Below are 25,394 nucleotides of genomic sequence, written 5' to 3' on the forward strand. Positions count from 1 at the left end.
TGCCTTAACCGGCGGAACGGGCGTTGTGTTCGGACAGGTACTTGATGAGCCCGTCCACGCCGCCCTTCTGAAGCTGGCCGGCGAACTGCTGCTGGTAGACCTGGATGAGCCACGCGCCCATCATGTCGATGTCGTAGATTTTCCAGCCCTGCGCGGTCTTGCCGAGGCGATACCGCACCGGGTTGTCGCCGCCCGTCGACACGACGTGCGATTCGACGACGGCGTCTTTCGCGCTGGCGTCGATGGTGGGCGCATCGAAACGAAACTTGACGTCCTGATCGCGCAGTTGCGCAAGCGAAGCCGCGTAGGTCCGCACGAGCAGCGTCTGGAACTGGTCGTAAAGCTGTTTTTGCTGCTCGGGCGTGGCGCTGCCCCAGGCCTTGCCCAGCGCGATGCGCGTGGTGCGCTGAAAATCCGTGGCGGGCAGGAAGCGCGTTTCGACGAGTTGCGTGATTTTCGCCATGTCGCCGCCGCGCGCTTGCGGGTCGGCCTTCATTGCGTTGACGGTGCCTTCGACGGCGCTTTTCACGACGGCGTCGGGATTCGATTGTGCGAACGCTGCATCCGAAAACGACAGGACAGCGACGAGGAAAGCGAAGCAGACAGACAGATAGCGTTTCATGGCACCCATTCTCTTTCTCTGATTGCGGTTCGTTGGCGCGGACTTGCGGGCCGTCGAGCCAGTATATGGACAGACCGCCGGGCCGACAGTTCACCACCGCCCCGACCGGTATACTTGCGCGGCATCAACCGTCGTCGTTGGACTCGCGGTTCGGTCGCCGAAGCAGGAACGGCGACTCAAACCCGGCAGCGCATCACGCGGCCCGCTTCATGCGGCGCCCGAAAAAATAACAGGACCCCAGGTAGCGTCTTCATGCTGACGTCCAACATCACCCGCTTCGTCACGCTCGCGATCCGCCGGCCGGCGTGGATTATCGCCGTTTCATTGCTGCTCGGTGTTCTGAGCACGATTTATGTCGTTCATCACTTTCGCATCAGCACCGACGTCAGTCAGTTGATCGAGACCGAGCCTGAATGGGCCGCGCGCGGCAAGGCCATCGACGCCGCGTTTCCGCAGCGGGGCGCCACGCTGCTGATCGTCGTCGAAGCGCCCGCGCCCGAATTCGCCGATGCCGCCGCGAGCGAACTCGCCGCCGCGCTCGCGAAAGAGCCGCAGCGGTTCAAGTCGGTATCGCAGCCGGAAGGCGGCGCGTTCTTCGAACACAACGGCTTACTCTATCTGCCGGCCGACAAGGTCGATCAGGTCACGAAGCAGCTCGTGCAGGCGCGGCCGCTCATCAACACGCTCGCGCACGACCCCACGCTCACCGGCCTCGCGCAGACGCTGAACACGACGCTCAACGTGCCCTTGATGCTCGGTCAGGTCAATCTCGGCCAGATGGCGAATCTGCTAGGCCGCAGCGCGACCGTGCTCGACCGCGTGCTCGCGAACCAACCGGCTGCGTTCTCGTGGCGCGATGTCGCGGATTCGTCGAAGAAGAGCGGCCCGGGGCGCGCGTTCGTCACCGTGTTGCCCGAACTCGACTTCAACGCGCTGAAGGCCGCCGCCGGCACGTCCGATGAAATTCGCGCGGTGGCCGCGCGAATCGGCATCGACAAGAAGTACGGCGCGACGCTGCATCTGACCGGCGCGCAGCCGCTCGCCGACGAGGAATTCGCGTCCGTGCAGGACGGCGCCGTGCTCAACGGCGTGCTGACCTTCCTCGTCGTGCTCGTCATTCTGTGGGTCGCGCTGCGCTCGAAGCGCATGATTCTCGCGGTGTTCATCACGCTGTTCGTCGGCTTGTCGATTACGGCCGCGCTCGGCCTCATGATGGTCCACGCGCTCAACATGATTTCGGTCGCGTTCATGGTGCTCTTCGTCGGGCTGGGCGTGGACTTCGGCATTCAGTTCGGCGTGAAGTATCGCGAGGAGCGGCACACGCACAAGCGGCTCGACGTGTCGCTCGCGGAAACGGCGCGGCATGTCGCCGTGCCGCTCACGCTCGCCGCCGCCGCGACCGCCGCGAGCTTCTTCTCATTCCTGCCGACCGCGTATCGCGGAGTGTCTGAACTCGGGTTGATCGCGGGCGTCGGCATGTTCGTCGCGTATCTGACCAACATGACGCTCTTGCCCGCGCTCATCAAGGTGTTCGCGCCGCCGGGCGAACCGAAGGCGCCGGGCTTTCCGATGCTCGCTCCCGTCGATGAATTCCTCGACCGGCATCGCAAGCCGGTGCTGATCGGCACGCTCGTCGTCGTGATCGGCGCGCTGCCGCTCCTGACGTATCTGCGCTTCGACTTCAATCCGCTGCATCTCAAGGATCCGCACACCGAGTCGATGGCGACGCTGATCTCGCTCGCGGATTCGCCCGAAGCCGCCGTCAACGATGTCGCCGTGCTCGCGCCGTCGCTGGCGGAAGCGGATCGCATCGCGGCGAAGCTGGACAAGCTGCCGGAAGTGGAACGCGCGACGACGCTTTCATCGCTCATTCCCGCCGATCAGCCGAAGAAGCTCGACCTGATCAAAGCCGCCGCCGATCAACTGCTGCCCGCGCTGGATCAGCCAGTGGCGTCGCCGGTGACGGACGCGGTGCGCGTGGCGACGCTAAAGCGCGTGTCGAATCAACTGGCGCTCGCCGCCGACGAGCATCCCGGCGCGGGCGCGGCGGAGGCGAAGCATCTGTCGCAGACGCTGGCGAAGCTCGCTCAGGCCGACGCCGCCGCCCGCGATCGCGCCGAGCACGCGATGGCCGAGCCGCTGCGCCTCGCGCTCGCGCAACTCCGCGCGCTGTTGCAGCCGACCGAAATCACGCGTGCGACGCTGCCGCCGTCGATGACCGAAACGTGGGTCACGGCGAACGGCCAGGCGCTCGTGAACGTGTCGCCGAAAGCGCCGCCGGGCGTCGATCCGAACGACGACACGCTGCTCGCCCATTTCGCCGACGCCGTCGTGCAGGCCGCCCCGAACGCGATCGGCGGGCCGATCTCGGTGCGCCATTCGGCGCAGGTCATCATTCAGGCGTTCGAGCACGCCGCGCTGTACTCGCTGCTCGCGATCACCGTGCTGCTGTGGCTCGCGCTCCGTCGTTTCGGCGATGTTCTGCGAACTTTGGTACCGTTGCTCGTTTCGGCCATCGTGACGCTCGAGTTGTGCGTCGTCTTCCGGATGCCGCTCAACTTCGCGAACATCATCGCGTTGCCGCTCATGCTGGGCGTCGGCGTCGCGTTCAAGATCTATTTCGTGATGGCGTGGCGCTCCGGACAAACGCGTCTCCTGCAATCCAGCCTCACGCACGCCGTGATGTTCAGCGCGGCCACCACTGCAACCGCGTTCGGCAGTCTCTGGTTTTCGCATCACCCCGGCACGTCGAGCATGGGACGGCTGCTCGCGCTGTCGCTCTTCTGCACGCTGGTCGGCGCGGTGGTGTTTCAGCCGGTGTTGATGGGCAAGCCGCGCAAGGTGCGCGCCGCCGATCGGGCGAAGCTGCGCGCGAGCCAGCGTCATGACAATCTAAGAGGAATTGAAGAATGAGAATGGCTTCGGCGGCGCGTGCCGCTGCGGGGCTTCGCAAACTGGCGACGGGCGTCGTCATCGCGGGCGCGCTTTTGACGGCGGGATGTGCAACCGGGCCGGATCGCAATCCGCACGATCCGCTCGAACCGATGAACCGCACCATCTTCAAGTTCAACGACGGACTCGACACCTACGTCGCGCGGCCCGTCGCGCAGTTTTACGTCAACTGGACGCCGAGCCCGTTCCGCACGGCCGTCAGCAACTTCTTCTCGAATCTGGGCGACTTCAGCAACTTCGCCAACAACCTGCTGCAACTGAAGATCACCGATGCGACGCAAGACTTGATGCGTATCGCGATGAACTCGGTGTTCGGCATCGGCGGTCTGATCGACATTGCATCGCCAGCGGGGCTGCCGAAGCATCATCAGGACTTCGGCCTCACGCTCGGGCATTACGGCATGCCGTCCGGACCGTATCTCGTGCTGCCGCTGCTCGGCCCGAGTTCGGTGCGCGACTCGACGACATGGCTCGTCGACTGGCGCGTGAATCCGGTGAGCTACGCCGATCCGGAAATCCGCTGGCCGCTCTATGGCGTGAACTTCGTGAGCGCGCGGGCCGACCTGCTCGGCGCAACGGACCTGCTTTCGCAAGCCGCGCTCGACAAATACGCGTTCGTGCGCGACGCCTACACGCAGCGCCGCCAGTACTTGCTGACGGGCGGCGGCGCGTCGGCGACGCTGCCCGATTACGGCGACGAAGGCGCAAGCGCGCCCGAAGGCGCGAGCGCACCGGCCGCGCCGGGCACGACGGGCGGCAGCAGCAGCGAGCAAGGCTTGCCGACTTACGTCGATCCGGGCGCGGCGGCGTCCCCGGCGGGCGGGATCGGGCCGAAGTCGCCGGCTCCGGGCGCAGGAGAAAGCTCGACGCAAAGCGCGCCGAAGAGCGGCAACGCGCCGTCGCCGAGTTCGAGCGAGGGCCAAGGCTTGCCGAAGTACGAAGATCCGGCAGAGAGCAAGTAAGTACGCTGGAAACAAAACGGGCGCCGATGCGCCCGTTTTTGCTTTTAGTGCGCCGCTTCTTCGGCGGCTTCTTCGCGATTGAAGTCATCGCTCGATGCGGCCGGCGCTTCGACCGCGCGCTGGTCGCGGCGATACGCTTCGAACAGTTCATCGGCATAACGAATCTGCGTGCGGCCGTGCGGCGCGGGTTCGCCCTGCTCGTTCAGATTGACGAACACCATCTTCTCGACGGTCAGAATGCTTTTACGCGTGATCTTGTTGCGCACTTCCGCGCGCAGCGCGATCGACGTGCGCCCGAAATGCGTCGCGGCAATGCCGAGTTCGATGATGTCGCCCTGACGCGCCGAGCTGACAAAGTTGATCTCCGACATGAACTTCGTCACGACGCGCTGGTTGCCCAGTTGCGAGATGGCGTAAATAGCGGCTTCTTCGTCGATCCAGCGCAGCAGACTGCCGCCGAACAAGGTGCCGTTCGGGTTCAGGTCTTCGGGCTTGACCCATTTGCGAGTGTGAAAATTCATTTGCGCTTCCTTTGCTTTCCTGCGGCGATGCATGCACACGGCATCGCCGGCTTAAGGGTTTTCCCTGATTATACTGAGTTAAGGGTTAACCCGCAGCAAGCAAGGGCGGCTTTTAAGAGAATGCCAGCGCTCCGGCCTTTTCCAGCGCATGACGCGCCTGGACGAGCGTCGCGCGGGCGGCACGCGCATCGGACGCGAGCCTCAGCATTGCGCCGAGTTGCGACGGCTGGCGCGCGAGTTCGCGCAGAATCGGGCCGATGGCGGTCGTTCCGTCGTCGCGCAAGCCGGCGGTCGCGGCGGGCGGCAAGGTGCGCCACGCCGGATCGACGACCGCGCGGCACACCGCGAACGGCAGGCCGCGCGCCGTCGCGATCGCCCCGGCGATGTGCGATTCCATATCGACCGCGAGCGCGCCCGTCGACGAATACAGCGACCGCTTTTCCGCCTCGCTCTTGACCGGCTCGCCGACGCCCGCCATCGTGCCGCGCCGCGTGATGCGCGGAAGCGGCGTGCCCGCGAACGCTTCGACGATGCGCGCCGACCACGCTTCGTCGGTCGGCAGCGTGCCGAACGGTCCGCAGACGCTTTGCGCGACGATCAGCGCGCCCGGCTCCAGATCCGGCGCGAGCCCGCCCGCCGTTCCGAAGCTGATAATGCCCGAGCAGCCGCGCGCGACGGCATCGGACAAGGCGCGCTCCAGCCAGTCCGCGCGCGCCGCGAACACGACCTCGACGCCGTGTCCGCGCACGATCTTCGCCTCGAACGCCATGCCTGTCACCGCGACGACGGGCACGCCGCCCGAAGCACGGGACCGCGCGACGAACGGGGCGCGCGGCCCGCTCACATGCCCACCGTCACGTGCGTTTCGCCTTCGCGCGTCAGGTTGCGATAGCGCGCGAGCGCCCATAGCGGGAAGAACTTGCGATAGCCGTGGTATCGCAGATAGAAGACGCGCGGAAAGCCCGTCGCGGTGAAGCGCGTCTCGTCCCACAGGCCGTCGCTCACCTGCGTGCGCACGAGATACGCGACGCCCCGCGCGACCGTCGGATGCTCGACGAGACCCGCCGCCATCAGCCCGAGCAGCGCCCACGCCGTCTGCGACGCGGTGCTCGGCGCCTGTTCGTAACCGCGATAGTCGAGCTTGTAGCTGTCGCCGTCCTCGCCCCAGCCGCCGTCCGCATTCTGAACGCCGATGAGCCATTCCGCGCCGCGCTTCATGCGCGAATCCGAAGGCGCGACGCCGGCTGCGTTCAGCGCGCACAGCGCCGACCACGTGCCGTAGACGTAGTTCATGCCCCAGCGCCCGTACCAGCTTCCGTCGCGCTGTTGATCCTTCACGATGTAGTCGAACGCGCGGCGCGCCGGCTCGCTGCTCGCGGGCGTTTCGCCGAGTTGCGCGAGCATCGAGAGACAGCGGGCGGAGACATCGACGGTCGGCGGGTCCAGCAGCGCGCCGTGATCCGAGAACGGAATGTTGTTCAGGTAGTACTGCGTGTTTTCCGGCTCGAACGCGCCCCATCCGCCGTCGCTGCTCTGCATGCCGACGACCCATTCGCGCGCCCGCGCAATCGCTTCGGTGTACATGGCCGTGCCGTTTTCGCGATCCGCGCGCTCCATCGCCATGACGACGACGGCGGTGTCGTCGACATCCGGATAATGCGGGTTCGCGAACTGGAACGCCCAGCCGCCGGGCCGCACGTTCGGGCGGCGCAAGACCCAATCGCCGCGCACGTCGAGAATCTGCAGCGGGCGCAGCCATTCGAGCCCGCGCGCCACCGCCGCGCGCGCTTTCGGCAAGCCGGTTTCGAGCAGCGCGTGCGACGCGAGCGACGTGTCCCACACCGGCGACAGACACGGCTGGCAGTAGGCTTCGCCGTCGTCGGCTTCGTCGATGACGAGCAGCTTGTCGATCGACTTGCGCGCGATCGCCCGGTTCGGATGCTCCGGCGGGTAGCCGAGCACGTCGTACATCATGACCGAGTTGGCCATCGCCGGGAAAATGGCGCCGAGGCCGTCTTCGCCGTTCAGCCGTTCGTCGACGAAACGCACGGCTTCGTCGATCGCGCGTTCGCGGCCGGCCTTCGGGAAAGCGCGGTCGGTGGCGCGCAGGATGGCGTCGGCCACGCGGAAGAACGCGAACCAGCCACGGCTCTGGTGCCCCGCGCGCTCCGGCATGCCCGTGTTGACGGGCGGGTCGCGGAAAACTTCGTCGATGCGCACGCCGCGCGGATTGCGCGCCATCGGGCGCTTCGCGTTCAGCACGAGCAGCGGCACGATCACCGTGCGCGCCCAGTACGACACCTTCGACAAGTGGAACGGGAACCACACCGGCAGGCGCATGATTTCGACGGGCATCATCGGCACCGCGCGCCACGACACCACGCCGAAGAGCGCGAGCAGGATGCGCGTGAAGACGTTGACCTTCTCCGCGCCGCCGGCGGCGAGAATCGCGCGGCGGGCGCGCTGCATGTGCTCGGCGTCGGGGGAATCGCCGATCATTTTCAGCGCGAAGTACGCCTTCACCGTGGCGGAGACGTCCATCGCGCCGTCGGTGAAGAGCGGCCAGCCGCCGTCGTCGAGCTGGATGCGGCGCAAATAGCGGCCGATCTTCGCTTCGAGCGTGTCGTCAGCGGTTTCGCCGAGATAGTGGACGAGCAGCACGTATTCCGCGGGAATCGTGGCGTCTGCTTCGAGTTCGTAGAGCCAGTAGCCTTCGGGGTTTTGCGCCGCGAGCAGCGCGTTGGTGGCCTCGGTGACGGCGTGGTCCAGCGCGGCGTTCGACACCGGCGCGCCCACGGCCGACGGAGATAAATCGTTCATCAGCGTTCCATCGATGGGTTCATCAGCGCATCCGCGGCCTTCTGGCCGGAGCGGATCGCGCCTTCGATCGTCGCGGGCAGGCCGGTCGCCGTCCAGTCGCCCGCGAGTGTGAAATTGGGCCAGCGCGTGCGCGTCGCGGCCCGCAAGCCTTCCTGCGACGGCACCGCGGCAAACGTCGCGCGTTCCTCGACGACGACCTGCCACGACGGCGTCGGCGCGCCCGGCATGCGCACGGCCTTCGCGATTTCCTGCCAGACGCTCGCCGCGATTTCTTCGTGCGGCGTGCCGAGCAGGCGGTTCGCATCGGCGATGACCGCCGTGAGCCGGCCATCGGTCGCATAGAGCCAGTCCGCCGTGCCGTTCACGAAGAACGTCATCCGCTCCGAGCCGACGAATGCGATCGGCACGTCGACCGCGAAATGCACGGTCACGATCGCGCGGAATTCGTCGGGCGCGGCCACGTCCGGCACGAGCCGGCGCGCGGCGTCGGGCGTCACCGCGAGCACGACGCCATCGCCCGGATCGACCGCGACGGGATCGCCCGCATGCTCGAAAGCGAGGGAGCTTACCCGTTCCTTCGAATCCGTGCCGGAATAGCCGATGCCCGTGATGCGCGCGCCCAGCCGGATGTCCGCGCCGCCGTACTGCAACAGCCGCAGCGCCGGCTCGACGAACGCGTGCGCGAGACCGTTTTTCGCGACGAGCGGCCGGCATGCCTGTCCGCCCGCCGCGAGCGTTTCGCGCAGCAGGTTCGCGGCGAGCGTCGCGCTGGCATCGGCGGGATCGGCGTTGAGCATCGTGCGCAGAAGCGGCCGCGCGAGCAGACTCCAGACGCGTCCGCGTGCGTGCAGCGTTTGTTCGACGGTGCGGCCGGGCTTCGCGAAAAAGAGCGGCAGCAGCGCGAGATAGTCGGCGGGCTGCGTGGCGGGCACGCGCGCGTCGGCGTCGACAATCCAGCGCGGCACGCGCCCCGGCGACATGCGGATGGTCCATGCCGCGCCGCTTTGCACATCGAAGAACGGATATTCGGGATGCGTCGGCCCGGTGAGGCTGTCGGCGGAACCGATCGCCCGCAGATACGCGAGCGTCGAATGATTGCCGGACAGCAGCAGATGACTGCCGTTATCGACCGTGATGCCAAGGCGGGCGTCGAAATAGGAGCGGCTACGGCCGCCGGCGTGGGGCGCGGCTTCGTGCAGCACGACGCGTGCGCCGCGCCGTTGCGCCTGCACTGCGGCGGCGAGTCCGGCGAGGCCGGCGCCGACGACATGAACCCGCCGGGACATCAGAACAGATTGCGCGCCACGATCCACAGCAGACGCGCACGCGGCGTGCGCACGCGCGGGCGCGGCAGGTCGAAGCCGCGTTTGAGATTGGCGTCGAGCACCGTCCGATACGCCGCCGACATGATGCGCGGCGCGCGGACTTCGTGGCGCGGCGACGCGGCCATGATGGCGTCGGACTGCGCGTAGTGTCCTTTCGCGCGCTCGGCGAGCACGGCGCACACGCGCGGCAGGCGCGCGTCGCCGGCGATGGCGGCCGGATCGCTCGTGGAGATGCCTTCGCGCGCGAGCAGTTCGCGCGGGAGATAAACGCGGCCGATGGCGGCGTCTTCGTCGATATCGCGCAGGATGTTGGTAAGCTGCAGCGCGCGGCCCAGATGGTGCGCGAGCCGGCGGCCGGCGTCCTCGTGCATCCCGAAGATTCTCACCGATAGCCGGCCGACGGCGCTTGCGACGCGATCGCAATAGAGGTCGAGCGTGGCTTCGTCGGGCGCGACGATGTCGCAGGCGGCGTCCATGGCCATGCCGTCGATGACGGCGTGGAAGTCGTCGCGGGAGAGCCGGAAGGCGTGGATGTGGCGCGTGAGCGGTTCGAGCGAGGGCTTGGGCGCGCCGCGGTAGCAGGCGTCGATGTCATCGCGCCAGCGTTCGAGCGCGAGTGCGCGTTCGCGGCGCGGCAGCGTGCCTTCGTCGGCGATGTCGTCGACGGCGCGGCAGAAGGCGTAGATCTGGTACATCGCGTCCCGCTGCGCAGCCGGGAGGATGCGCATGGCGAGATAGAACGAACTTCCCGACGATGCTTTGGCGGCGTCGGTGGTGGATTCGTCGGCGATGGTGTTGGAAACGGCCAAGACGGACTCCGCTGTGGCGCCCCCAAGGGCAAATTAAGAGATCCGGCGCCGGGTTTCGACGATCCGAGGAGCGCGCGGAAACGACGTGGCGCTGAAAGGAGATGGGGCGTTTGCAATCGCGCTTATCCCTTGCCGGAGCGGCAGAGAGTATATCAATTGTCGGCGTTTGGCGCGGACGCGGTTTTTTTATTGCCCCTTGCCGGGGCGGGGTGCTTCTTAGTTCTTTTTGGTGCTTATTCTCGCGTCGGTCTATTGGCTCGCCCCTCCCCGGGGCGGGGGTCACTTTCTTTGCTGCTGCAAAGAAAGTAACCAAAGAAAGCAGCTTTTCGAGCCCAAAGCACCAGCATCGTGAGCACTCCGTAGAGCCACATTGGCACTCAGTTTGAACCAGCCTTGAATCACCTTCCACGCCCGCTGAGCGCCACGCCATGCGAGCCCCCGGGCTCGACAAAACCATCGGCAGGCAACCCGCCATCCAACACCACAAGCTCTAATAAAGCCTACTCTCCACCGCCATCCACGCACTGATGTCTTTCACCGTCGCGCGTGGTCTCTCGTTCGTGGTTTGTTTAGGCGTGAGCGATAGTGCCCCAGCGGTTTTGTCGAGCCGAGGGGCTCGGAGGACGTTAGTCGTCAGCGAGCGCGGAAAGTGCTCCAGGGCTGATTCAAGCTGAGTGCCAACGTGGTTCTACGGAGTGCACCGTCAACAAGAACAGCGGGCGAAAAAGCTGCTTTCTTTGGTTACTTTCTTTGCAGCAGCAAAGAAAGTGACCCCCGCCCCGGGGAGGGGCGAGCTAATAGACCGACGCGAAAAAACGGAGAAACGCCCGCCTGGCAAGGCAAAGGCAAAGGCAAAAACCTAAGCGAACCCAACAGAACGATCCCGCCCGCCGCGCTTAGCGGCATAGAGCGCGGCGTCAGCCTCATTGATGAGTGCCTCATACGAAGTGGTAGCGCCACGCCGCGCACAGGCGGCCCCGACGCTAGCAGTCACCGGCACCCGCGCGCCCTGCACATCGATCGGCGTTTCGCCAATCGCACACCGCACCTTTTCCGCGACGATCATCGCGTCTTCGAGATTCGTGCACGGCAAAAGCAAGGCAAACTCCTCGCCGCCGAAGCGCCCGAACACGTCCTGCACGCGCACGGCCGCCGCGACGCGCGCCGCCATCACGCGCAGCACCGTATCGCCGACGAGATGGCCAAGCTCGTCATTGATACGCTTGAAGTGGTCCAGATCGAAAAGCAGCATCGACAGATCGCCGTCATAGCGCTGCCAGCGCGAAAACTCATCGCGCAGACGCAGTTCGAAATAACGCCGGTTCGCTATGCCCGTCAGCCCGTCGCGATCCGCGAATTCCTGCAGCTTCGCCACCGCCTCGTCGCGGGCGCGCTGCATCATGCTCGCGTGAGTCGCATCGGAAATCGTCACGCACACCGCGCGCACCTCGCGCTCGTGCGTGAGCGGCATGAACGTGCAGTCCTGCTGCATGAAATCGACGCCGCCCGTGATCGGCCGGTCGTGATCGAACTTGAACAGATACGGCCGCTGCTCCCACGAACTGAACGCGAAGCTGCCAAGCTGGAACACGCTCTCGACCTTGCGCGTCAGCCACACGCGCGGCAGTTCCGGAAAGCTCGCGAAAATCGACTTCCCCGCGACCTGCTCCGCCGTCTTGCCGCTGTGATCCGCCATGAAGCGGTTCCACATCAGCACGTTCAGATCGCGATCGAGCACGAAAATGCCGAAGCCCACGCGCTCGATCACCAGTTCGCTCAGCACATGCCGCAGTTCTTCCATGTCGATGCGGCTCAAAGGCTCGACAGCAGCGCATCCAGCGCTTCGTGCAGATGCTGGATCGCGTCCTCGGCCATCAGCATCACCAGATGCGCGCGGAAGCTGTGGTCCTCCAGCGCGAAATTCACTTCGAGCAAAAGCGCGGTCTTCCACGCGAGCATCGCGGGCTGGAAGACTTCGTCGAGCCCGAGTTCCAGGCCGAGCATGCCCGGCGGCGAAAAGATCGGCGCGCGGCCAAGCTGCTCGAGAATGCACGACACGCACGCGCCCATCAGCACCGTCGCCACGTCGAAAATCAGCTCCGTGCGCGTGGTCGCCTCGTAGGCCGATTTCGGATACGGATCGTCGACGAGCGCGCAAAGCTGATCCACGCTGCCGCTCTTGCACAGCACGATCGCCTCGCCCTTGATGTCCGAGCGAAAGCCCTGGCGCACGGCGGTCACGGCATCGGTGATGCCGGTCATCTGGCTCAGCGCCTCCGACGCCTCCGACACGCCCACCACGCGCACACGCGGCACCGACAACTCGATGAACGTGCCGAGCAGCTTCGACAGGCGCGTCGCGGCCTGGCCCATCGCCATGTTGGCGACTTCCTGCAGCGCGTCGCGCTGTTCTTCGTTCAGGGCGGGGTCAACCATGGAGTCCGTACTCCTTCAGAACGGGACGCAGCGCTTCGGGCGTCACGGGCTTCGGCAGAAAGGCAATCGCGCCGAGCGCGCGCACGCGCTCCTGCGCCATCGGCTGGACATCGGCGGAAACGACGATCACGAATGTGTTCAGATCCTCGTGCTGCAAGGCGTCGAGCACCTGATAGCCGGTCATGTCCGGCATCGTGAGATCGAGAAACATCACGGACGCGCGGCCCGCCCGGTACAGATCGAGCGCCTCGCGGCCGTTCGTCGCGTAGGAAATCTCGACGTTCCAGTCCTCGGGCAGCGCGCGCGTCAACACCTTGCGGGCGAGCAGGGAATCATCGGCAATGACAATCGGCAAAGGCATGGTCGGTCGGATGGATGAGCGTTCGGGCCGAGAGCCGTCATGACAGACACGACATGCTCTCGCATGTGTTTACGGCGCCGCCGCAGCAAACTTTATGGATCTTTACGGATACGCGGCGCTTGCGTGGTCTTCCGCCGATGCGGCGCGGCGCCGGATGTCGTTTAGCGTCATGGCATTGCCCCGTGCGTGGTCCGCGCGACGGCTCGCGCGGATCGTTGGCCTTGGTCCCTGCGTGCGCGTACGCCGCAAGCTGTTTTTATCCCGATGGACGCTCTTATGGCGTATAAATCAGAGGATTCCATTGTCGACCTAAGAAGATGCGCAAGCAACTCGTCAGAACGCAAAACGAGGATAGAACCTCTCAGTTACATGCCAAAAGTCAGTCGATTCACTCGATAGCCGCCATCGGCAGCGCTTTCCGTACTTTTGTGTACGTTTGCGCTTCCGATAATCTCGCTAACTTTCCCGCCCGCGCTTGGCTTCTTTCACTGGATGCGAGCCGCGTCATCGACACTCGGTATATTTCGTGCTTGCGCCAGACCTTTACCCCGGCGCATCGCCGCCCGGCCTTGTCGGCACGAGCAGCCCGAGCGCCGCATGAGTAAAGTTTTCCACTTCGCTGCCAAAGATGACGCTGCAACGTGAGGAACACGACGCCGGACTCGCCGCCGAGCACAGGGCGGAAGAGCCGCCTTTTCCCGTCGTTCCCGAAAGAAACTTCGCGGCGCAACGCCTGACGCTGTACGCGTTGCTGATCGCGGCCGTCGTGCTTCCGTGCGTGTACGTCGCCGTGACCGCGATCTCCGACTTTCACGCCCGCGAAGCCGCCGCGTCCGATACCGTCGCCCGCGACGCGCGCGTGGCCGAGGAGCACGCGCTCAAGGTCTTCGACCTGAACGTGACGTTGAACGAGCGCATCGTCGATTTGCTCGACGACCTCGATCCCAACGCGATACACCGGCAGGACGTGATCATCCACGAGCGCATCGCGGAGATGATCGGCGCGTATCCGCAGGTCGCGGCGGCATCCGTGTTCGGACCGGACGGCCAGTTGCTCGCGACGAGCCGCGCCTGGCCGACGCCGGACATTACCGTCGGCGACCGCGACGATTTCATCGGCCTCAAGAACAGCAAGGATACCGAGCAGATCTCGCGCGTGATGATCGGCAGCGTCGCGAAAGAGCGCGTGTTCAACACGGCGGTCGCGCGCCGCGCCACGGACGGGCGATTCACGGGCATGGTGTCGATCGCGCTGCGGCCGGCGTACTTCAACGCGTTCTATCGCGAATTGCTCGGCGACAACCCGACGATCTCGCTCGGCCTCGCCCGCGCGGACGGCGAAGTGCTCGCGTGGTACCCCGAGCGGCCGGTGACGCGCATGTCGCTCGCGCCCAACTCGCCATTGCGCGCCGCCTATCGGTCGGGTGCGCGCGGCGGCGTCGTGAAAATGGTGTCCGGCCTCGACAACCAGTTGAAGATCGTCGCGTTCCGGCGCGTCGGCGCGTATCCGGTCTATGTGTCGAGCGGCTATCCCATTTCGACGATCTGGGACGAGTGGTATCGGCACCTGAGCGTGCTGGCGCTGTCGATCCTCGCGCCGTGCATCGTGTTGTGGGGCGTGATCGGCCAGTCGCTGCGGCGGCTCGCCATCGAGGAGGAAGCGTGGGAGCGCTGGCAGGCGGAAGCGTCGATGCGGCGTTCCATCGAATCCGCGTACCGGCAGGCGCGCAAGATGGAAGCGCTCGGCAATCTCGTCGGCAGCGTGGCGCACGACTTCAACAATCTGCTGATGATCGTCTCGACGAACGTGCAGATCGCGAGACGGCGCGGCCCGCTCGGTCTCGACCGCGAACTTTCCGCGATGGAACGCGCGCTCAAGAGCGGCCAGTCGCTGACGCGCCAGTTGCTGGGCGTCGCGCGCAAGCAGCCGTTGCGCAGCGAAGTCATTGCGTTCGGTCCGTGGGTGTCGGCCGTGCGCGAATTGCTGCGCGCGTCGCTGGGCGCGAAGGTCGCACTGAACGTCGAAGTCGCGGCGGATGTCGGCACGATTCGCGTCGATCCGGCCGAACTCGAACTTGCGCTCATCAACGTCGCGGTGAATGCGCGCGACGCGATGCCGAGCGGCGGCACGTTCACCGTCCGCGCGGACAACGTGCGCTTTCGTCACGAGGACGGTTTTCCGCTGACCGGCGATTTCGTGCAGATCACGCTCGAAGATACCGGCGTCGGCATGAATTCGGACGTGCTCGGGCGCGCGTTCGAGCCGCTTTTCACGACGAAGCCCAAAGGCATGGGCACGGGCCTCGGCCTGCCGCAGGTCTTCGCGTTCTGCGAGCGCGCGGGCGGGCTGGCGACCATCGACAGCGCGATCGGCGCGGGCACGTCCGTGCGCCTCTATCTGCCGCGCGCCACCGCGACAGGCGCGCCGGACAGCGACGCCGACCCGGCCGCGGCCACCGCGCCGGAAGCGGACGGCCTGCGCGTGCTGCTCGTGGAAGACAACGAGGAAGTCGCGGCCGGCACCGAAGCGCTGCTGACGATGATGGGCCACCGCGTCACCTACGTCTTCAACGCCGATACCGCGATGACGATGCTCGAAGGCGCGTCGCCGGTTCCGCCGTTCGATGTGATCCTGTCCGACATCCACATGCCGGGGCGTCTGAACGGCATCGATCTGGCCGAACGCATGCAGCGGTCCGAGCTGCGCGTCCCGGTCATTCTCGTCACCGGCTACGCGGAAGAACTCGATCGCGCGCGGCAAGTCGATGCGCGCGTGCTGTCGAAACCGTTCGACATCGCGCTGCTCGATTCGCTGCTGCGCGGCATTCGCGAAGGCCAGACGGCGCGTCCGGTCGATCGCTGAACGTTCATCGTCGATCGCAGTTTTGCATCGCGCTTTTGTAAAAGCGCCGCCGGCGCACGTTCCGCGCCGCGCCAATCATCAAGCGCCTGCCACCCGGCACGCCGGTTGCGTGTTGCATACGCACGTGCGGCAATCGAGCGGTGCCGACTTAGGAAATCCGCTCAAGCGAGAGGAGGCGACCATGCGACACACCGTCATTGGAGTATTCGATACCTACGCCGAAGCCGAGGATGCTCGCTCGGCGCTGATGAGCGCGGGCTTCGCGCGCACCGACATCGAATTGCAGGCGAACCCGAAGCGCGACGATGCCGCCGTGCCGTCCGCCGCGCCCGATGCGGAAACGCACGCGGAGCCGGGCGTGCTCGCGAACATCGAGCGCTTCTTCAGCATGCTGTTCGGCGGACGCGATCAGCCGCCCGAAGTCGCGCATTACTCGGAAGCCGTGCGGCGCGGCGCGGTGCTCGTCGCCGTCGATACGGCGAGCGAGGAACAAGCCGAAATCGCCCGCGCGACGCTGTCGGATCGCGGGGCCATCGACATCGACGAACGCGCGGCGAGCTGGTCGACGCTATCGCACGGCGCGGCCGCGACGCCCGCCGCGAGCGACGACCGCGATCATTCGATTCTCGACGAACTCGGCCTCGGACGCGGCAGCGGCGTGCCGGGCAAGGCGCCCGTGAACGAGCCGCGCGACACGTGGCCGCGCGCGCGGGCGTATCCGCGCTCGGATGTCGGCGACCCGGCCGTCGCGCCGCTTTCGGCAGCGGTGTCCGATCCGCTCGTCGATCCGCTGGTCGATCCTGTCGGCGCGCCGCGTGTCGAAACGCCCACGCGCAACGATCCCGCGACGGTGACCTCGCGCGATTACGTGAGCGACCCCGCCGACGATCCGCTGATGCCGCACGCGCGTCCGCAGCGCGATACGGCGGAGCCTTCGAGCGTGCAGTACGAGCAGGTCGAAACGAAGCGCGCCACCGCCACGGCCACCGATCCGCTGGCTGGCCGCGACCCGGTCACGGGCCGTGATCCGCTCGCCACGACGGGCATGGACCCGCTCGGCGGCATGCCTGCCGATCCGCTCGCCGTCCGCGATTCCGTCGACGCCGGGAATACGCTCGGCCGCAACGATCCGCTGACCGGCACGCCCGCCGATCCGCTGGCTTCGGGCGCGGAGGTCGGCGGCATGTCGAGCGAGCTGGAAGGCGCGAGCCGGCGCGACACGTTCGGAGCCGCGAGCAAGGATCCGCTCTCCCGCACCAATCCGCTGACCGGCACGCCCGATCCGCTGGCTCCCGGCGCGGAGACCGGCGTGGGTTCGGGTATGCGCGTCGATCCGAACACGGACTGGCGGCCAATCGAGTCCATCGAGCCGCTCAGCACGCTCGACGAACCCGCGAAGCCGCAGCAGATGAACATGCAGAATCCGTCGCAGTCGCAATCGCAGTCGATGCCGGCGATGGGCGCGTCGGGCGATCCGATCGGTACGTCGGCGGCGTCGCAGGCAGCGGTTCCGCTCGGCCCGCGCACGACGCCGAACGAGTACATGGAGTACGAAGAGGACTTCCGCGCGGATTACGACGCCCGATATGCCGTGACCGGCGAGCCGTACGAGGACTATCAGGGCGCGTATCGCTACGGCGCGACGCTCGGCAACGACGACCGCTTCCGCAGCCGCGCGTGGGACGATCAGATGGAGTATGAAATGCGCCGCGACTGGGAGACGCGGCATCCCGAAGGCGATACGTGGGAGCGCTTCAAGGCGGCGATCCGTCATGGCTGGGATCGCGTGACGGGGCATCATCACATTTGAACTGACTCCCCTTTCGCTTTCGCCGACGACACGGCCCGCTCGCGCGGGCCGTTTTCATTGGATCACGCGGCGGCGTAGTTGCGCACCCACGCGGCGTACTTGTCCATGAAGTTTTGCAGATACTTGCGCGTGTCTTCGCTGACGATGTTCCCGCTCGCATCGATACGGCTTTCGTCGTGCTTGATGTACATCTCCGGCTGGCCGAGCAGCGCGATGTCGAGATACGCGCACACGCCCCGCAGATGCGATTGCGCGATAGCCGTGCCGATCGCCCCCACCGATGTGCCGATCACCGCGCCCGGCTTGCCGCCCCACGCGCTTTGTCCCCACGGGCGCGAGGCCCAGTCGAGCGCGTTCTTGAGCACGCCGGGAATCGAGCGGTTGTATTCGGGCGTGACGAAGAGCAGGCCGTCGGCGTCCGAGATTTTCTGTTTGAGCGTGCGCGCGGATTCCGGGAAGTCGCTGTCGTAATCCTGGCTGTAGAGCGGCAGGCCGCCGATATCGATGTGCTCGAACGCGAAGTCGTCCGGCGCGAGCGTTTCGAGCGCGTGCGCGAGCTGCTTGTTGAACGAATCCCGCCGCAGGCTTCCTACCACCACCGCGATTTTGTAGGCCATGAGCTGTTCTCCGTCGATGAAAGTGAGTGACCCGCTGCCCGCTCTTCCGGGCGCGAGGAGACATCATATTCGTAACGATGGAAGCGCGTCACCCGAGGCGGATTCCGGCGATTGAACTCATTTTTGTGATGAATCGCGCAGTCCAGTTCGTGCCGCGTCAATACTCGGTTTGCGGCCAGCTATCCCCAAGTTTATCCACAGAATCTGTGGATAAGTCGGGGAAAGCGTCGGAGCCGTTTAGTTTTCGATTCATAAACGAAACAAAGCTGCCGACTGTTCCCCGAACGCCGCGCCAAAACGGCGTGTTTTTACTGCCCGAAGAACACATTGCATTGCGATGCCGGCCCTTGGCAGCTCGACGGCTGCTGCGATTCCACCGCTTGCGCTGCGCCGGCAGCGGCGAAAAGGGCGACGGATGCGATGAGAATGGAAAGAATGCGCTTCATGTGACACCTCCTGAGGTTCGTTCGACGATCTTGCTGATCGGTGAGCGAACTTTAGCTATGGAGCGTCCGCATAAAAAGCGCTGAAACCTGAAGTTATATTTGTTATCGACGTAATAATCGGTCGATGCGCCGGAAACGCGAAGCCAAGCAGCACCCCATTCCTCCAAACCGAACAACAATGTGTTGGCGCAACCGGCGTTTTTGCCGGACGGGATTCCTCCTAGACTCATTGCCAAGCGTCAACCGGACGCACGGCAAACAAGGAGTCCATCATGAATCGCTCGCTCACCATCGGCATCGTCGTATCGGCGCTTCTCGCGACTGTGCCCGCTTTCGCTCAATCCGCGTACGGCGCAAAGTCGCGCGCCGAAGTGAAGGCGGAACTCGCGACCGCGCGACGCGCCGGCGATCTCGACGCAATCAATCAGTTGAGCTATCCGCAATTGCGTCCGTATCAGCAACGGCATGCAGAGTTGCGCGCGGATGCGCATGATCGCGCGGCTCAGTAAACATCGAATGAGGCAGTAAAACGGCCCCTCCACCACCGTCGAATAGAAGGTGGTTTCGCCCGGCGTCCCGCACGCCGGGTTTTTTTGCGCGAATCAGAGCATCACGGTCAGACAAAGCGTCACCGTGACGAGCGAGAGCACGGTCGAAAAGAGAATGGTGCTCGATGTCACGCTTCCATCCCGCCGATAAAACTCCGCGAGCATGAACGGCCCGGTGCCCGTCGGTAGCGCGCTCAGGATCACCGCGGTCTTCGCCCAGAGCGCCGGCAACGGGAAGACGTGAACCGCGAGCCACCACGTCAAAAACGGCTGCGCGATCAGCTTCAGCGCGACGAGCGCGCCGGTCGTGCGGGCATCGTGCGCCTCGCCTTTCGCGCCGAGAAAAAGCCCGAGCGCCACGAGCGCACACGGACTCGCCGCGCCGCCGAGCAGTTTGATGAGCGTCTCGCCGCCCTGCGGCACCGTCAATCCGGACGCGTTGAACAGCGCACCCGCGACCGGCGCGACGAGCAGCGGATTCTTGCCGAGCGACTTCGCGACGCGCCACAACGTCGCGCCGATATGCTTTTCCGTCTGCAAGCCGAGTTCGATCAGCACGATCGCGACGCCGAAGAGCACGCACACGGTCATGATCGTCGCGATGACGGCGGGCGCGAGCCCTTCCTTGCCGAACGCGAGCAGACAGAGCGGCAAGCCGACGAAGCCCGTATTCGGATAAGCCGCGTTCAGTCCGTCGATGCTGGCGTCGGCGAGCGAACGCGATTGCATTCGCCGCACGCCGAGCGTCATCGCGAACACCGCCGCCGATCCGATGCCGAAGACCGCGATGAACGCGGGCTGATCGAGCATGGCGAGCGGCGTCTTGGCCATCGTGTCGAAGAGCAGCGCGGGCAGCGCGAGATACACGACGAAGCGATTCAACTCCGATGCCGCCGCCGGCCCGAGTTTGTCGAGCTTGCGGCACGCGTAGCCGGCGAAGATGAGGCCGAAGACCGGCAGGATGATGGAGAAGAGCGGAGCGAGAAGCGCTGAAACCGGCGATGACATGTGAGCGTTTGCGGGACGCGAGAGGAAAGAGCGCAAGGATACCGGCGATCGCAAAGGTGAGAGGGTTCGGGAGCCGCGCGACGGTGAGCGCGCCGTGGCGATGCTGCCTCACTCATCTGCATCGCGAAACATTAAGAAGCGATCGCAAGTCGTTGACGGATAACGCTTCCTCGATTTGACGCGCGATTGCGCCGCGCTCGCGATTCACGTAACGAAGCAACGTCAAGCGCGACCGAGTCGCGTTGCGGTGAGACGATACGGGAGCATTCTCAAAGACGAAGTGTTTCGATGCATCGAGCGCAGCGCGGCCAAAGGTGAGAACTTTCGGGAAGCGCGGAACGCCACTTGCTGCTAAAGCCGTCCCACACGGACGCAAACAACACGCGAACATCGATGAAACTGAAAAGACCTTGGACCTACGGCGCGACGGCGCTCGTCCTGCTCGGGGGCATCGGCGCGCTGGCGGCGTATGCATCGCAGAGTGCGAAGCGGCGCGGCAACGACCACGTGCCGGAACCGTCGAAGGCCGTCGATCTGGATCGCTATCTCGGCCACTGGTTCGAATTCGCGCGCTACGAGAATCGCTTCGAGCGCAATTGCGAAGCGGTCACCGCGAACTACGCGCGTCGCGAGGACGGGCTTATTTCCGTCATCAACGCGTGCCGCCAGGGCAGCCTGTCCGGGCCGTATCGCTCGGCGGAGGGACGCGCGAAGGTCGTCGCAGGCTCGAACGGCACGAAGCTGAAGGTGTCGTTCTTCGGTCCGTTCTATGTCGGCGACTACTGGATTCTCGATCACGCCGACGACTACACGTGGTCCATCGTCGGCGAACCGTCAGGGCGCTATCTATGGATTCTGACGCGCGAGGCGCGGCCATCGGCGGAACTGCGGCGCACGCTGCTCGCCCGCGCGAGCGCGCTCGGCTACGACGTCACGATGCTGCGCGAAACACAGCACGGCTGAAGCGCGTTTAGTTCGCCTTGCACGCGAACAGCAGCGTGTTCTGATTGTTCTCGCTCGATTGCTCGAGCGCGTCGTAGCCGCTCGGGCATGCGACTTTCGCGTTATCGGCGCACAGTCTCCAGCCGCCGTACGCCGGGCAGGTGACGAGCTGCGTGGGCCGGCCATCGGCGGAAAAAAGCGGCGGCGCGCTGCTGCATCCGCCAAGCGCCAATGCGCCTGACGCACCCGCCGCGAGCATCACGAATAGGCCAGTTGCTTTGCCGAGCTTCATCCCGCACCCCTTGTTTTAGGTCGTTATTTTTGATTCCGATGGATTTCGCGAGTATGCCACGCGCCATCGCGGCCGATGTCACACCGCGATTCCCAGCGCCGCGATCTTCTTATACAGCGTCGCGCGCCCGATGCCGATGCGCTGCGCCGCATCCGCGACGCGTCCGCCGCTCGCGCGCAACGCATCGGTCAGAAAACGGCGCTCGAAGTCGTTCATCGCTTCGGCGTAGGGCACGGACGGCGCGCTTGCATCGGCCGGGGCGGCGAGCGCGGGCAGCGTCGCGGGCTTCGAATCGATGAACGGCGCGAGCGCGCGCGCATCGATATGCTCGCGCTCCGACAGCATCAGCGCGCGTTCGAGCGTATTGCGCAACTCGCGCACGTTGCCCGGCCACGCGCAGGACATGAGCAGGCGCAGCGCGTCGTCGTGCAGCACGAACTGGCTGATGTGGCCCGTGCGCGCTTCGCCGGATAGCTCTTCGAGAATCGCATAGGCGAGCGCTTCGATGTCGCCGAGCCGTTCACGCAACGGCGGCGCGTGAATCGTCAGCACATTGAGCCGATAGAACAGATCCGCGCGAAACCGCCCCGCCGCCACGAGCGCGGGCAAATCCGCCGACGTCGCCGCGATGATCCGCACGTCCGCGCGCACGATTCGATTCGACCCGAGCGGCTCGAATTCCTTGTCCTGAAGCACGCGCAGGAGCTTGCCCTGCAACGGCAGCGGCATGTCGCCGATTTCGTCGAGGAAAAGCGTGCCGCCGTCCGCCAGTTCGAACTTGCCGACGCGCCCTTTGCGTTCCGCGCCCGTGTACGCGCCCGGCGCCGCGCCGAAGAATTCGACTTCGAGCAGCGTGTCCGGGATCGCCGCGACGTTCACGGTGACGAGCGGCTTGGCGGCGCGCGTCGATGCCCCGTGGATCGCATGCGCCAGCAGTTCCTTGCCGGTGCCGGTTTCGCCGAGCAGCAGCACGGGCGAATCGACGAGCGCCGCGCGCCGCGCCTGCCGCTTCACTTCGAGGCTCGCCGCACTCGTGCCGACGAAACTCGCGAACGTGTACTTCGCGCGCCGCGCCTGCGCAAGCGACTGCCGCGTCGCGATCAATTCCTGCTGCACGCGCGAGTAGTGCGCGAAGAGCGGCGTGAGCGCCTTCATCTCGTCGAAGAGCGCAAAGCCGATCGCGCCGACGGTCGCGCCCTGATCGTCCTTCAGCGGCAATCGCGTGACGACGAGCGGCTCGCGACCCGTTTCGAGCACGTCGAGCAGAATCGGCTTGCCGGTCGCGACGACTTCGCGCATCAGGCTGTTCGGAATCACGGCTTCACAATCGAGACCGATGGCGTCGTTCGGATCCGAAAAGCCGAAGCGCGCCGCATAACGCTTGTTGATCCAGACGACGTGGGCGTCCGCATCGACAATGAACGTTCCTTCGCTCGAATTCTCGAAGGTCTTGAAGAGCGATTCCATCGCGCGGCGCAGCACGTCGCCGTAATCCGCGGGCACGTTGATCCAGTCGTTGCGCATGAGCGCTGTCTCCGTTTTTCTCGTAATGGCGACAGCCTATCTCAATATGGAGACAAGAAGAAGCCTGCGGCGACAAGACTCGGTGCAAATCGATGTCTCGATTCGTAGACTTTTCGCGATCGGGAGACGCCCAATTCCGCCACCGATGCCCGTCCGCCGTGCCGCCGCGCCGATTGGCACGGAAGCTGCATTCAGCCGCCCGCCGACTGCGCCTTCACAAGAGGCCACGCGGAATCAGTGCAAAAAACAACCATTTGGAGACTCAATGTCGTTCCTCATCGTGCTCGCCGCCCTGGCGTTCCTGATGCTGGCCGCCTATCGCGGTTACAGCGTCATCCTCTTCGCGCCGATCGCCGCCCTCGCGGCCGTTCTCCTGACCGATCCCGCCGCCGTCGCACCGGTGTTCACGGGCATCTTCATGGAGAAGATGGTCGGCTTCGTGAAGCTCTACTTCCCCGTGTTCCTGCTCGGCGCGGTCTTCGGCAAGGTGATCGAACTGTCGGGCTTCTCCGAGTCGATCGTCGCGGCGGCGATCCGCTATATCGGCAAGTCGCGCGTGAATGCGGTGATCGTCGCGGTGTGCGCGCTCCTCACCTATGGCGGCGTGTCGCTGTTCGTCGTCGTGTTCGCGGTGTATCCGTTCGCGGCGGAAATGTATCGCCAGAGCAATATTCCGAAGCGCCTGATGCCCGGCGCGATCGCGCTCGGCGCGTTCTCCTTCACGATGGATTCGCTGCCCGGCACGCCGCAGATTCAGAACATCATCCCGACGACGTTCTTCAAGACGACCGGCTGGGCCGCGCCGTGGCTGGGCGTGATCGGCTCGGTGTTCATCATCGTCGTCGGTCTGTCGTTCCTCGAATGGCGACGCCGCTCGGCGATGGCCAAGGGCGAAGGCTACGGCACGTCGCTCGTGAACGAGCCGGAGCGCGTCGAGTCGACGAATCTGCCGAGCCCGCTGCTCGCCATTGCGCCGCTCGTGCTCGTCGGCGTCGCGAACTTCGCGCTCACGCGCTGGATTCCGACGTGGTACGGCGCGAGCTACACGGTCGCGCCCGAAGCGCTGCCGGGCGTCCATACGCCGGTCGTGACGGCGATCAAGCCGGTCATCGCGATCTGGGCCGTCGAAGGCGCGCTGCTGCTCGGCATCCTGCTCGTGTTGCTGACCGCGTTCCCGCGCGTGAAGGAGCGTTTCGCGCCGGGCACGCGCGCGGCGGTCGCGGGCGCGCTGCTCGCGGCGATGAACACCGCGTCGGAATACGGCTTCGGCGGCGTGATCGCGGCGTTGCCGGGCTTCCTGGTCGTGTCGGATGCGCTCAAGAGCATTCCGAATCCGCTCGTCAACGCGGCGATTTCCGTGAGTTCGCTGGCGGGCATCACGGGTTCTGCTTCCGGCGGGATGAGCATCGCGCTTGCAGCCATGTCCGATACGTTTATCGCCGGCGCGCAGGCTGCGCATATTCCGCTGGAAGTGCTGCATCGCGTGGTCGCGATGGCGTCCGGCGGCATGGACACGCTGCCGCACAACGGCGCGGTCATCACGCTGCTCGCGGTGACGGGGCTCACGCACCGCGAGTCGTATCGCGACATCTTCGCCGTGACGGTCATCAAGACGCTCGCCGTGTTCTTCGTGATCGGCGTGTACTACGCGACCGGCATCGTCTGATAACTAAACAAGAGGAAAGCGCTCATGACTCAAACCGCATCGAAAACGCTCGCCGGCAAGACGGCGCTCGTGACCGGCTCGACGAGCGGCATCGGCTTAGGCATCGCCACGGCGCTCGCGAACGCAGGCGCGAATCTCGTGCTGAACGGTTTCGGCGACGTGAGCGGCGCGCTCGCGCAGATCGAGGCGACCGGCGCGAAGGCCGTGCACCATCCCGCCGACATGACGAAGCCCGGCGAGATCGAAGCGATGATCGCGTTCGCGAACGAGAGCTTCGGCGCGCTCGACGTGCTCGTGAACAACGCGGGCATTCAGCACGTCGCGACCATCGACGAATTCCCGGTCGATCGCTGGGACGCGATCATCGCGATCAATCTCAGTTCCGCGTTCCACACGATGCGCGCCGCCCTCCCCGCGATGCGCACGCGCAACTGGGGCCGCGTGATCAACATCGCGTCGGTGCATGGGCTGGTCGGATCGGCGGGCAAATCGGCGTATGTCGCGGCGAAGCACGGCATTCTCGGCCTCACGAAAGTGGCCGCGCTGGAGAACGCGCGCACCGGCGTGACCGTCAACGCGATTTGCCCGGGCTTCGTGCTGACGCCGCTCGTGCAAAAGCAGATCGACGATCTCGCCGCGCGCGAATCGCTTTCGGCCGATGCCGCGCGCGCGAAGCTGCTCGGCGAGAAACAGCCGTCGGCGCAGTTCGTGACGCCGCAGCAGATCGGCGACATGACCGTGTTCCTCTGTTCCGATGCCGCGAGCGAAATGCGCGGTTCGGCGCTGCAGATCGATGGCGGATGGAGCGCGCAGTAATTGCGCCGGCGGATGCGTCCCTGAGTCATTCCGCCGCATTCCCCTAAAGACTGT

22 protein-coding genes are annotated in these 25,394 nt (G+C 65.5%); 8 read left to right on the plus strand and 14 right to left on the minus strand.

What is annotated here, in order from left to right; all coding sequences use genetic code 11:
- Positions 1–4 precede the first annotated feature (4 nt).
- Positions 5–622 (minus strand): MlaC/ttg2D family ABC transporter substrate-binding protein, encoded by a 618-nt coding sequence (locus NCR39_RS20495; RefSeq protein WP_250453915.1) that lies wholly within the window; start codon positions 620–622, stop codon positions 5–7.
- Positions 623–874: 252 nt separating this feature from the next.
- Between NCR39_RS20495 and hpnN the strand changes: the two genes are divergently transcribed.
- Together hpnN and NCR39_RS20505 are read left to right on the plus strand one after the other, a co-directional pair.
- Positions 875–3,535 carry a hopanoid transporter HpnN gene (gene hpnN / locus NCR39_RS20500; protein WP_250453916.1) on the plus strand — a complete coding sequence of 887 codons (2,661 nt, stop codon included), beginning with the start codon at positions 875–877 and terminating at the stop codon, positions 3,533–3,535.
- 2 nt (positions 3,536–3,537) lie between these two features.
- On the plus strand, positions 3,538–4,536 hold the full coding sequence (locus NCR39_RS20505; protein ID WP_502800254.1) for an MlaA family lipoprotein: 999 nt from the start codon (positions 3,538–3,540) through the stop codon (positions 4,534–4,536).
- A gap of 44 nt (positions 4,537–4,580) precedes the next feature.
- Here the strand turns inward: NCR39_RS20505 and NCR39_RS20510 are convergent, their stop codons facing one another.
- The 8 genes from NCR39_RS20510 to NCR39_RS20545 all read right to left on the minus strand — a co-directional run bounded on the left by NCR39_RS20510 (position 4,581) and on the right by NCR39_RS20545 (position 12,808).
- Positions 4,581–5,057: an acyl-CoA thioesterase gene (locus tag NCR39_RS20510; RefSeq protein WP_250453918.1), complete on the minus strand. Its 477-nt coding sequence runs from the start codon at positions 5,055–5,057 to the stop codon at positions 4,581–4,583.
- A 112-nt stretch (positions 5,058–5,169) separates the two neighbouring features.
- Positions 5,170–5,826 carry a phosphorylase gene (locus NCR39_RS20515; RefSeq protein ID WP_250453949.1) on the minus strand — a complete coding sequence of 219 codons (657 nt, stop codon included), beginning with the start codon at positions 5,824–5,826 and terminating at the stop codon, positions 5,170–5,172.
- A gap of 71 nt (positions 5,827–5,897) precedes the next feature.
- Positions 5,898–7,877 carry a squalene--hopene cyclase gene (gene shc, locus NCR39_RS20520; protein WP_250453919.1) on the minus strand — a complete coding sequence of 660 codons (1,980 nt, stop codon included), beginning with the start codon at positions 7,875–7,877 and terminating at the stop codon, positions 5,898–5,900.
- On the minus strand, positions 7,877–9,163 hold the full coding sequence (gene hpnE / locus NCR39_RS20525; RefSeq protein ID WP_250453920.1) for a hydroxysqualene dehydroxylase HpnE: 1,287 nt from the start codon (positions 9,161–9,163) through the stop codon (positions 7,877–7,879). Before hpnE ends, shc begins: the two co-directional genes overlap by 1 nt.
- Positions 9,163–10,011: a presqualene diphosphate synthase HpnD gene (gene hpnD, locus NCR39_RS20530; RefSeq protein ID WP_250453921.1), complete on the minus strand. Its 849-nt coding sequence runs from the start codon at positions 10,009–10,011 to the stop codon at positions 9,163–9,165. Before hpnD ends, hpnE begins: the two co-directional genes overlap by 1 nt.
- An 859-nt stretch (positions 10,012–10,870) precedes the next feature.
- Positions 10,871–11,812, minus strand: a complete 942-nt coding sequence (locus NCR39_RS20535) for a GGDEF domain-containing protein (protein WP_040049592.1) — start codon at positions 11,810–11,812, stop codon at positions 10,871–10,873.
- An 11-nt stretch (positions 11,813–11,823) separates the two neighbouring features.
- Positions 11,824–12,447: a chemotaxis protein CheC gene (locus tag NCR39_RS20540; RefSeq protein ID WP_250453922.1), complete on the minus strand. Its 624-nt coding sequence runs from the start codon at positions 12,445–12,447 to the stop codon at positions 11,824–11,826.
- Positions 12,440–12,808: a response regulator gene (locus NCR39_RS20545; protein WP_250453923.1), complete on the minus strand. Its 369-nt coding sequence runs from the start codon at positions 12,806–12,808 to the stop codon at positions 12,440–12,442. The genes NCR39_RS20540 and NCR39_RS20545 overlap by 8 nt, the downstream gene beginning before the upstream one ends.
- A 628-nt stretch (positions 12,809–13,436) precedes the next feature.
- On the opposite strand from NCR39_RS20545, the gene NCR39_RS20550 reads away from it, so the two are divergent.
- Positions 13,437–15,671 (plus strand): hybrid sensor histidine kinase/response regulator family protein, encoded by a 2,235-nt coding sequence (locus NCR39_RS20550; protein ID WP_250453924.1) that lies wholly within the window; start codon positions 13,437–13,439, stop codon positions 15,669–15,671.
- 181 nt (positions 15,672–15,852) lie between these two features.
- Positions 15,853–17,481, plus strand: coding sequence for a hypothetical protein (locus NCR39_RS20555; RefSeq protein WP_250453925.1), 1,629 nt, complete (start codon positions 15,853–15,855; stop codon positions 17,479–17,481).
- A gap of 62 nt (positions 17,482–17,543) precedes the next feature.
- Here the strand turns inward: NCR39_RS20555 and NCR39_RS20560 are convergent, their stop codons facing one another.
- Both NCR39_RS20560 and NCR39_RS20565 read right to left on the minus strand, forming a co-directional pair.
- A complete protein-coding gene (locus tag NCR39_RS20560) occupies positions 17,544–18,098 on the minus strand; it encodes an NADPH-dependent FMN reductase (RefSeq protein WP_250453926.1) in 555 nt (184 codons plus the stop codon).
- Between the two features lie 308 nt (positions 18,099–18,406).
- Entirely contained in the window at positions 18,407–18,544 is a 138-nt protein-coding gene (locus NCR39_RS20565) for a hypothetical protein (protein ID WP_250453927.1), read from the minus strand.
- 272 nt (positions 18,545–18,816) lie between these two features.
- On the opposite strand from NCR39_RS20565, the gene NCR39_RS20570 reads away from it, so the two are divergent.
- Positions 18,817–19,053, plus strand: coding sequence for a DUF4148 domain-containing protein (locus NCR39_RS20570; RefSeq protein ID WP_250453928.1), 237 nt, complete (start codon positions 18,817–18,819; stop codon positions 19,051–19,053).
- A gap of 93 nt (positions 19,054–19,146) precedes the next feature.
- Here the strand turns inward: NCR39_RS20570 and NCR39_RS20575 are convergent, their stop codons facing one another.
- Positions 19,147–20,100, minus strand: a complete 954-nt coding sequence (locus NCR39_RS20575) for an AEC family transporter (RefSeq protein ID WP_250453929.1) — start codon at positions 20,098–20,100, stop codon at positions 19,147–19,149.
- A 393-nt stretch (positions 20,101–20,493) separates the two neighbouring features.
- On the opposite strand from NCR39_RS20575, the gene NCR39_RS20580 reads away from it, so the two are divergent.
- Positions 20,494–21,063: a lipocalin family protein gene (locus tag NCR39_RS20580; RefSeq protein ID WP_250453930.1), complete on the plus strand. Its 570-nt coding sequence runs from the start codon at positions 20,494–20,496 to the stop codon at positions 21,061–21,063.
- 7 nt (positions 21,064–21,070) lie between these two features.
- Here NCR39_RS20580 and NCR39_RS20585 read toward each other — a convergent pair whose 3' ends face one another.
- Both NCR39_RS20585 and NCR39_RS20590 read right to left on the minus strand, forming a co-directional pair.
- On the minus strand, positions 21,071–21,334 hold the full coding sequence (locus NCR39_RS20585; RefSeq protein WP_250453931.1) for a hypothetical protein: 264 nt from the start codon (positions 21,332–21,334) through the stop codon (positions 21,071–21,073).
- Positions 21,335–21,412: 78 nt separating this feature from the next.
- Complete coding sequence (locus tag NCR39_RS20590) at positions 21,413–22,858, minus strand: sigma-54 interaction domain-containing protein (protein WP_250453932.1); 1,446 nt, start codon at positions 22,856–22,858, stop codon at positions 21,413–21,415.
- Between the two features lie 265 nt (positions 22,859–23,123).
- Between NCR39_RS20590 and NCR39_RS20595 the strand changes: the two genes are divergently transcribed.
- Positions 23,124–24,524 carry a GntP family permease gene (locus tag NCR39_RS20595; RefSeq protein ID WP_250453933.1) on the plus strand — a complete coding sequence of 467 codons (1,401 nt, stop codon included), beginning with the start codon at positions 23,124–23,126 and terminating at the stop codon, positions 24,522–24,524.
- Between the two features lie 24 nt (positions 24,525–24,548).
- Positions 24,549–25,340: a 3-hydroxybutyrate dehydrogenase gene (locus tag NCR39_RS20600; protein WP_250453934.1), complete on the plus strand. Its 792-nt coding sequence runs from the start codon at positions 24,549–24,551 to the stop codon at positions 25,338–25,340.
- The last annotated feature ends 54 nt before the right edge of the window (positions 25,341–25,394 follow it).

The organism is Caballeronia sp. ATUFL_M2_KS44 (assembly GCF_023630965.1).
Lineage (GTDB): Bacteria > Pseudomonadota > Gammaproteobacteria > Burkholderiales > Burkholderiaceae > Caballeronia > Caballeronia concitans.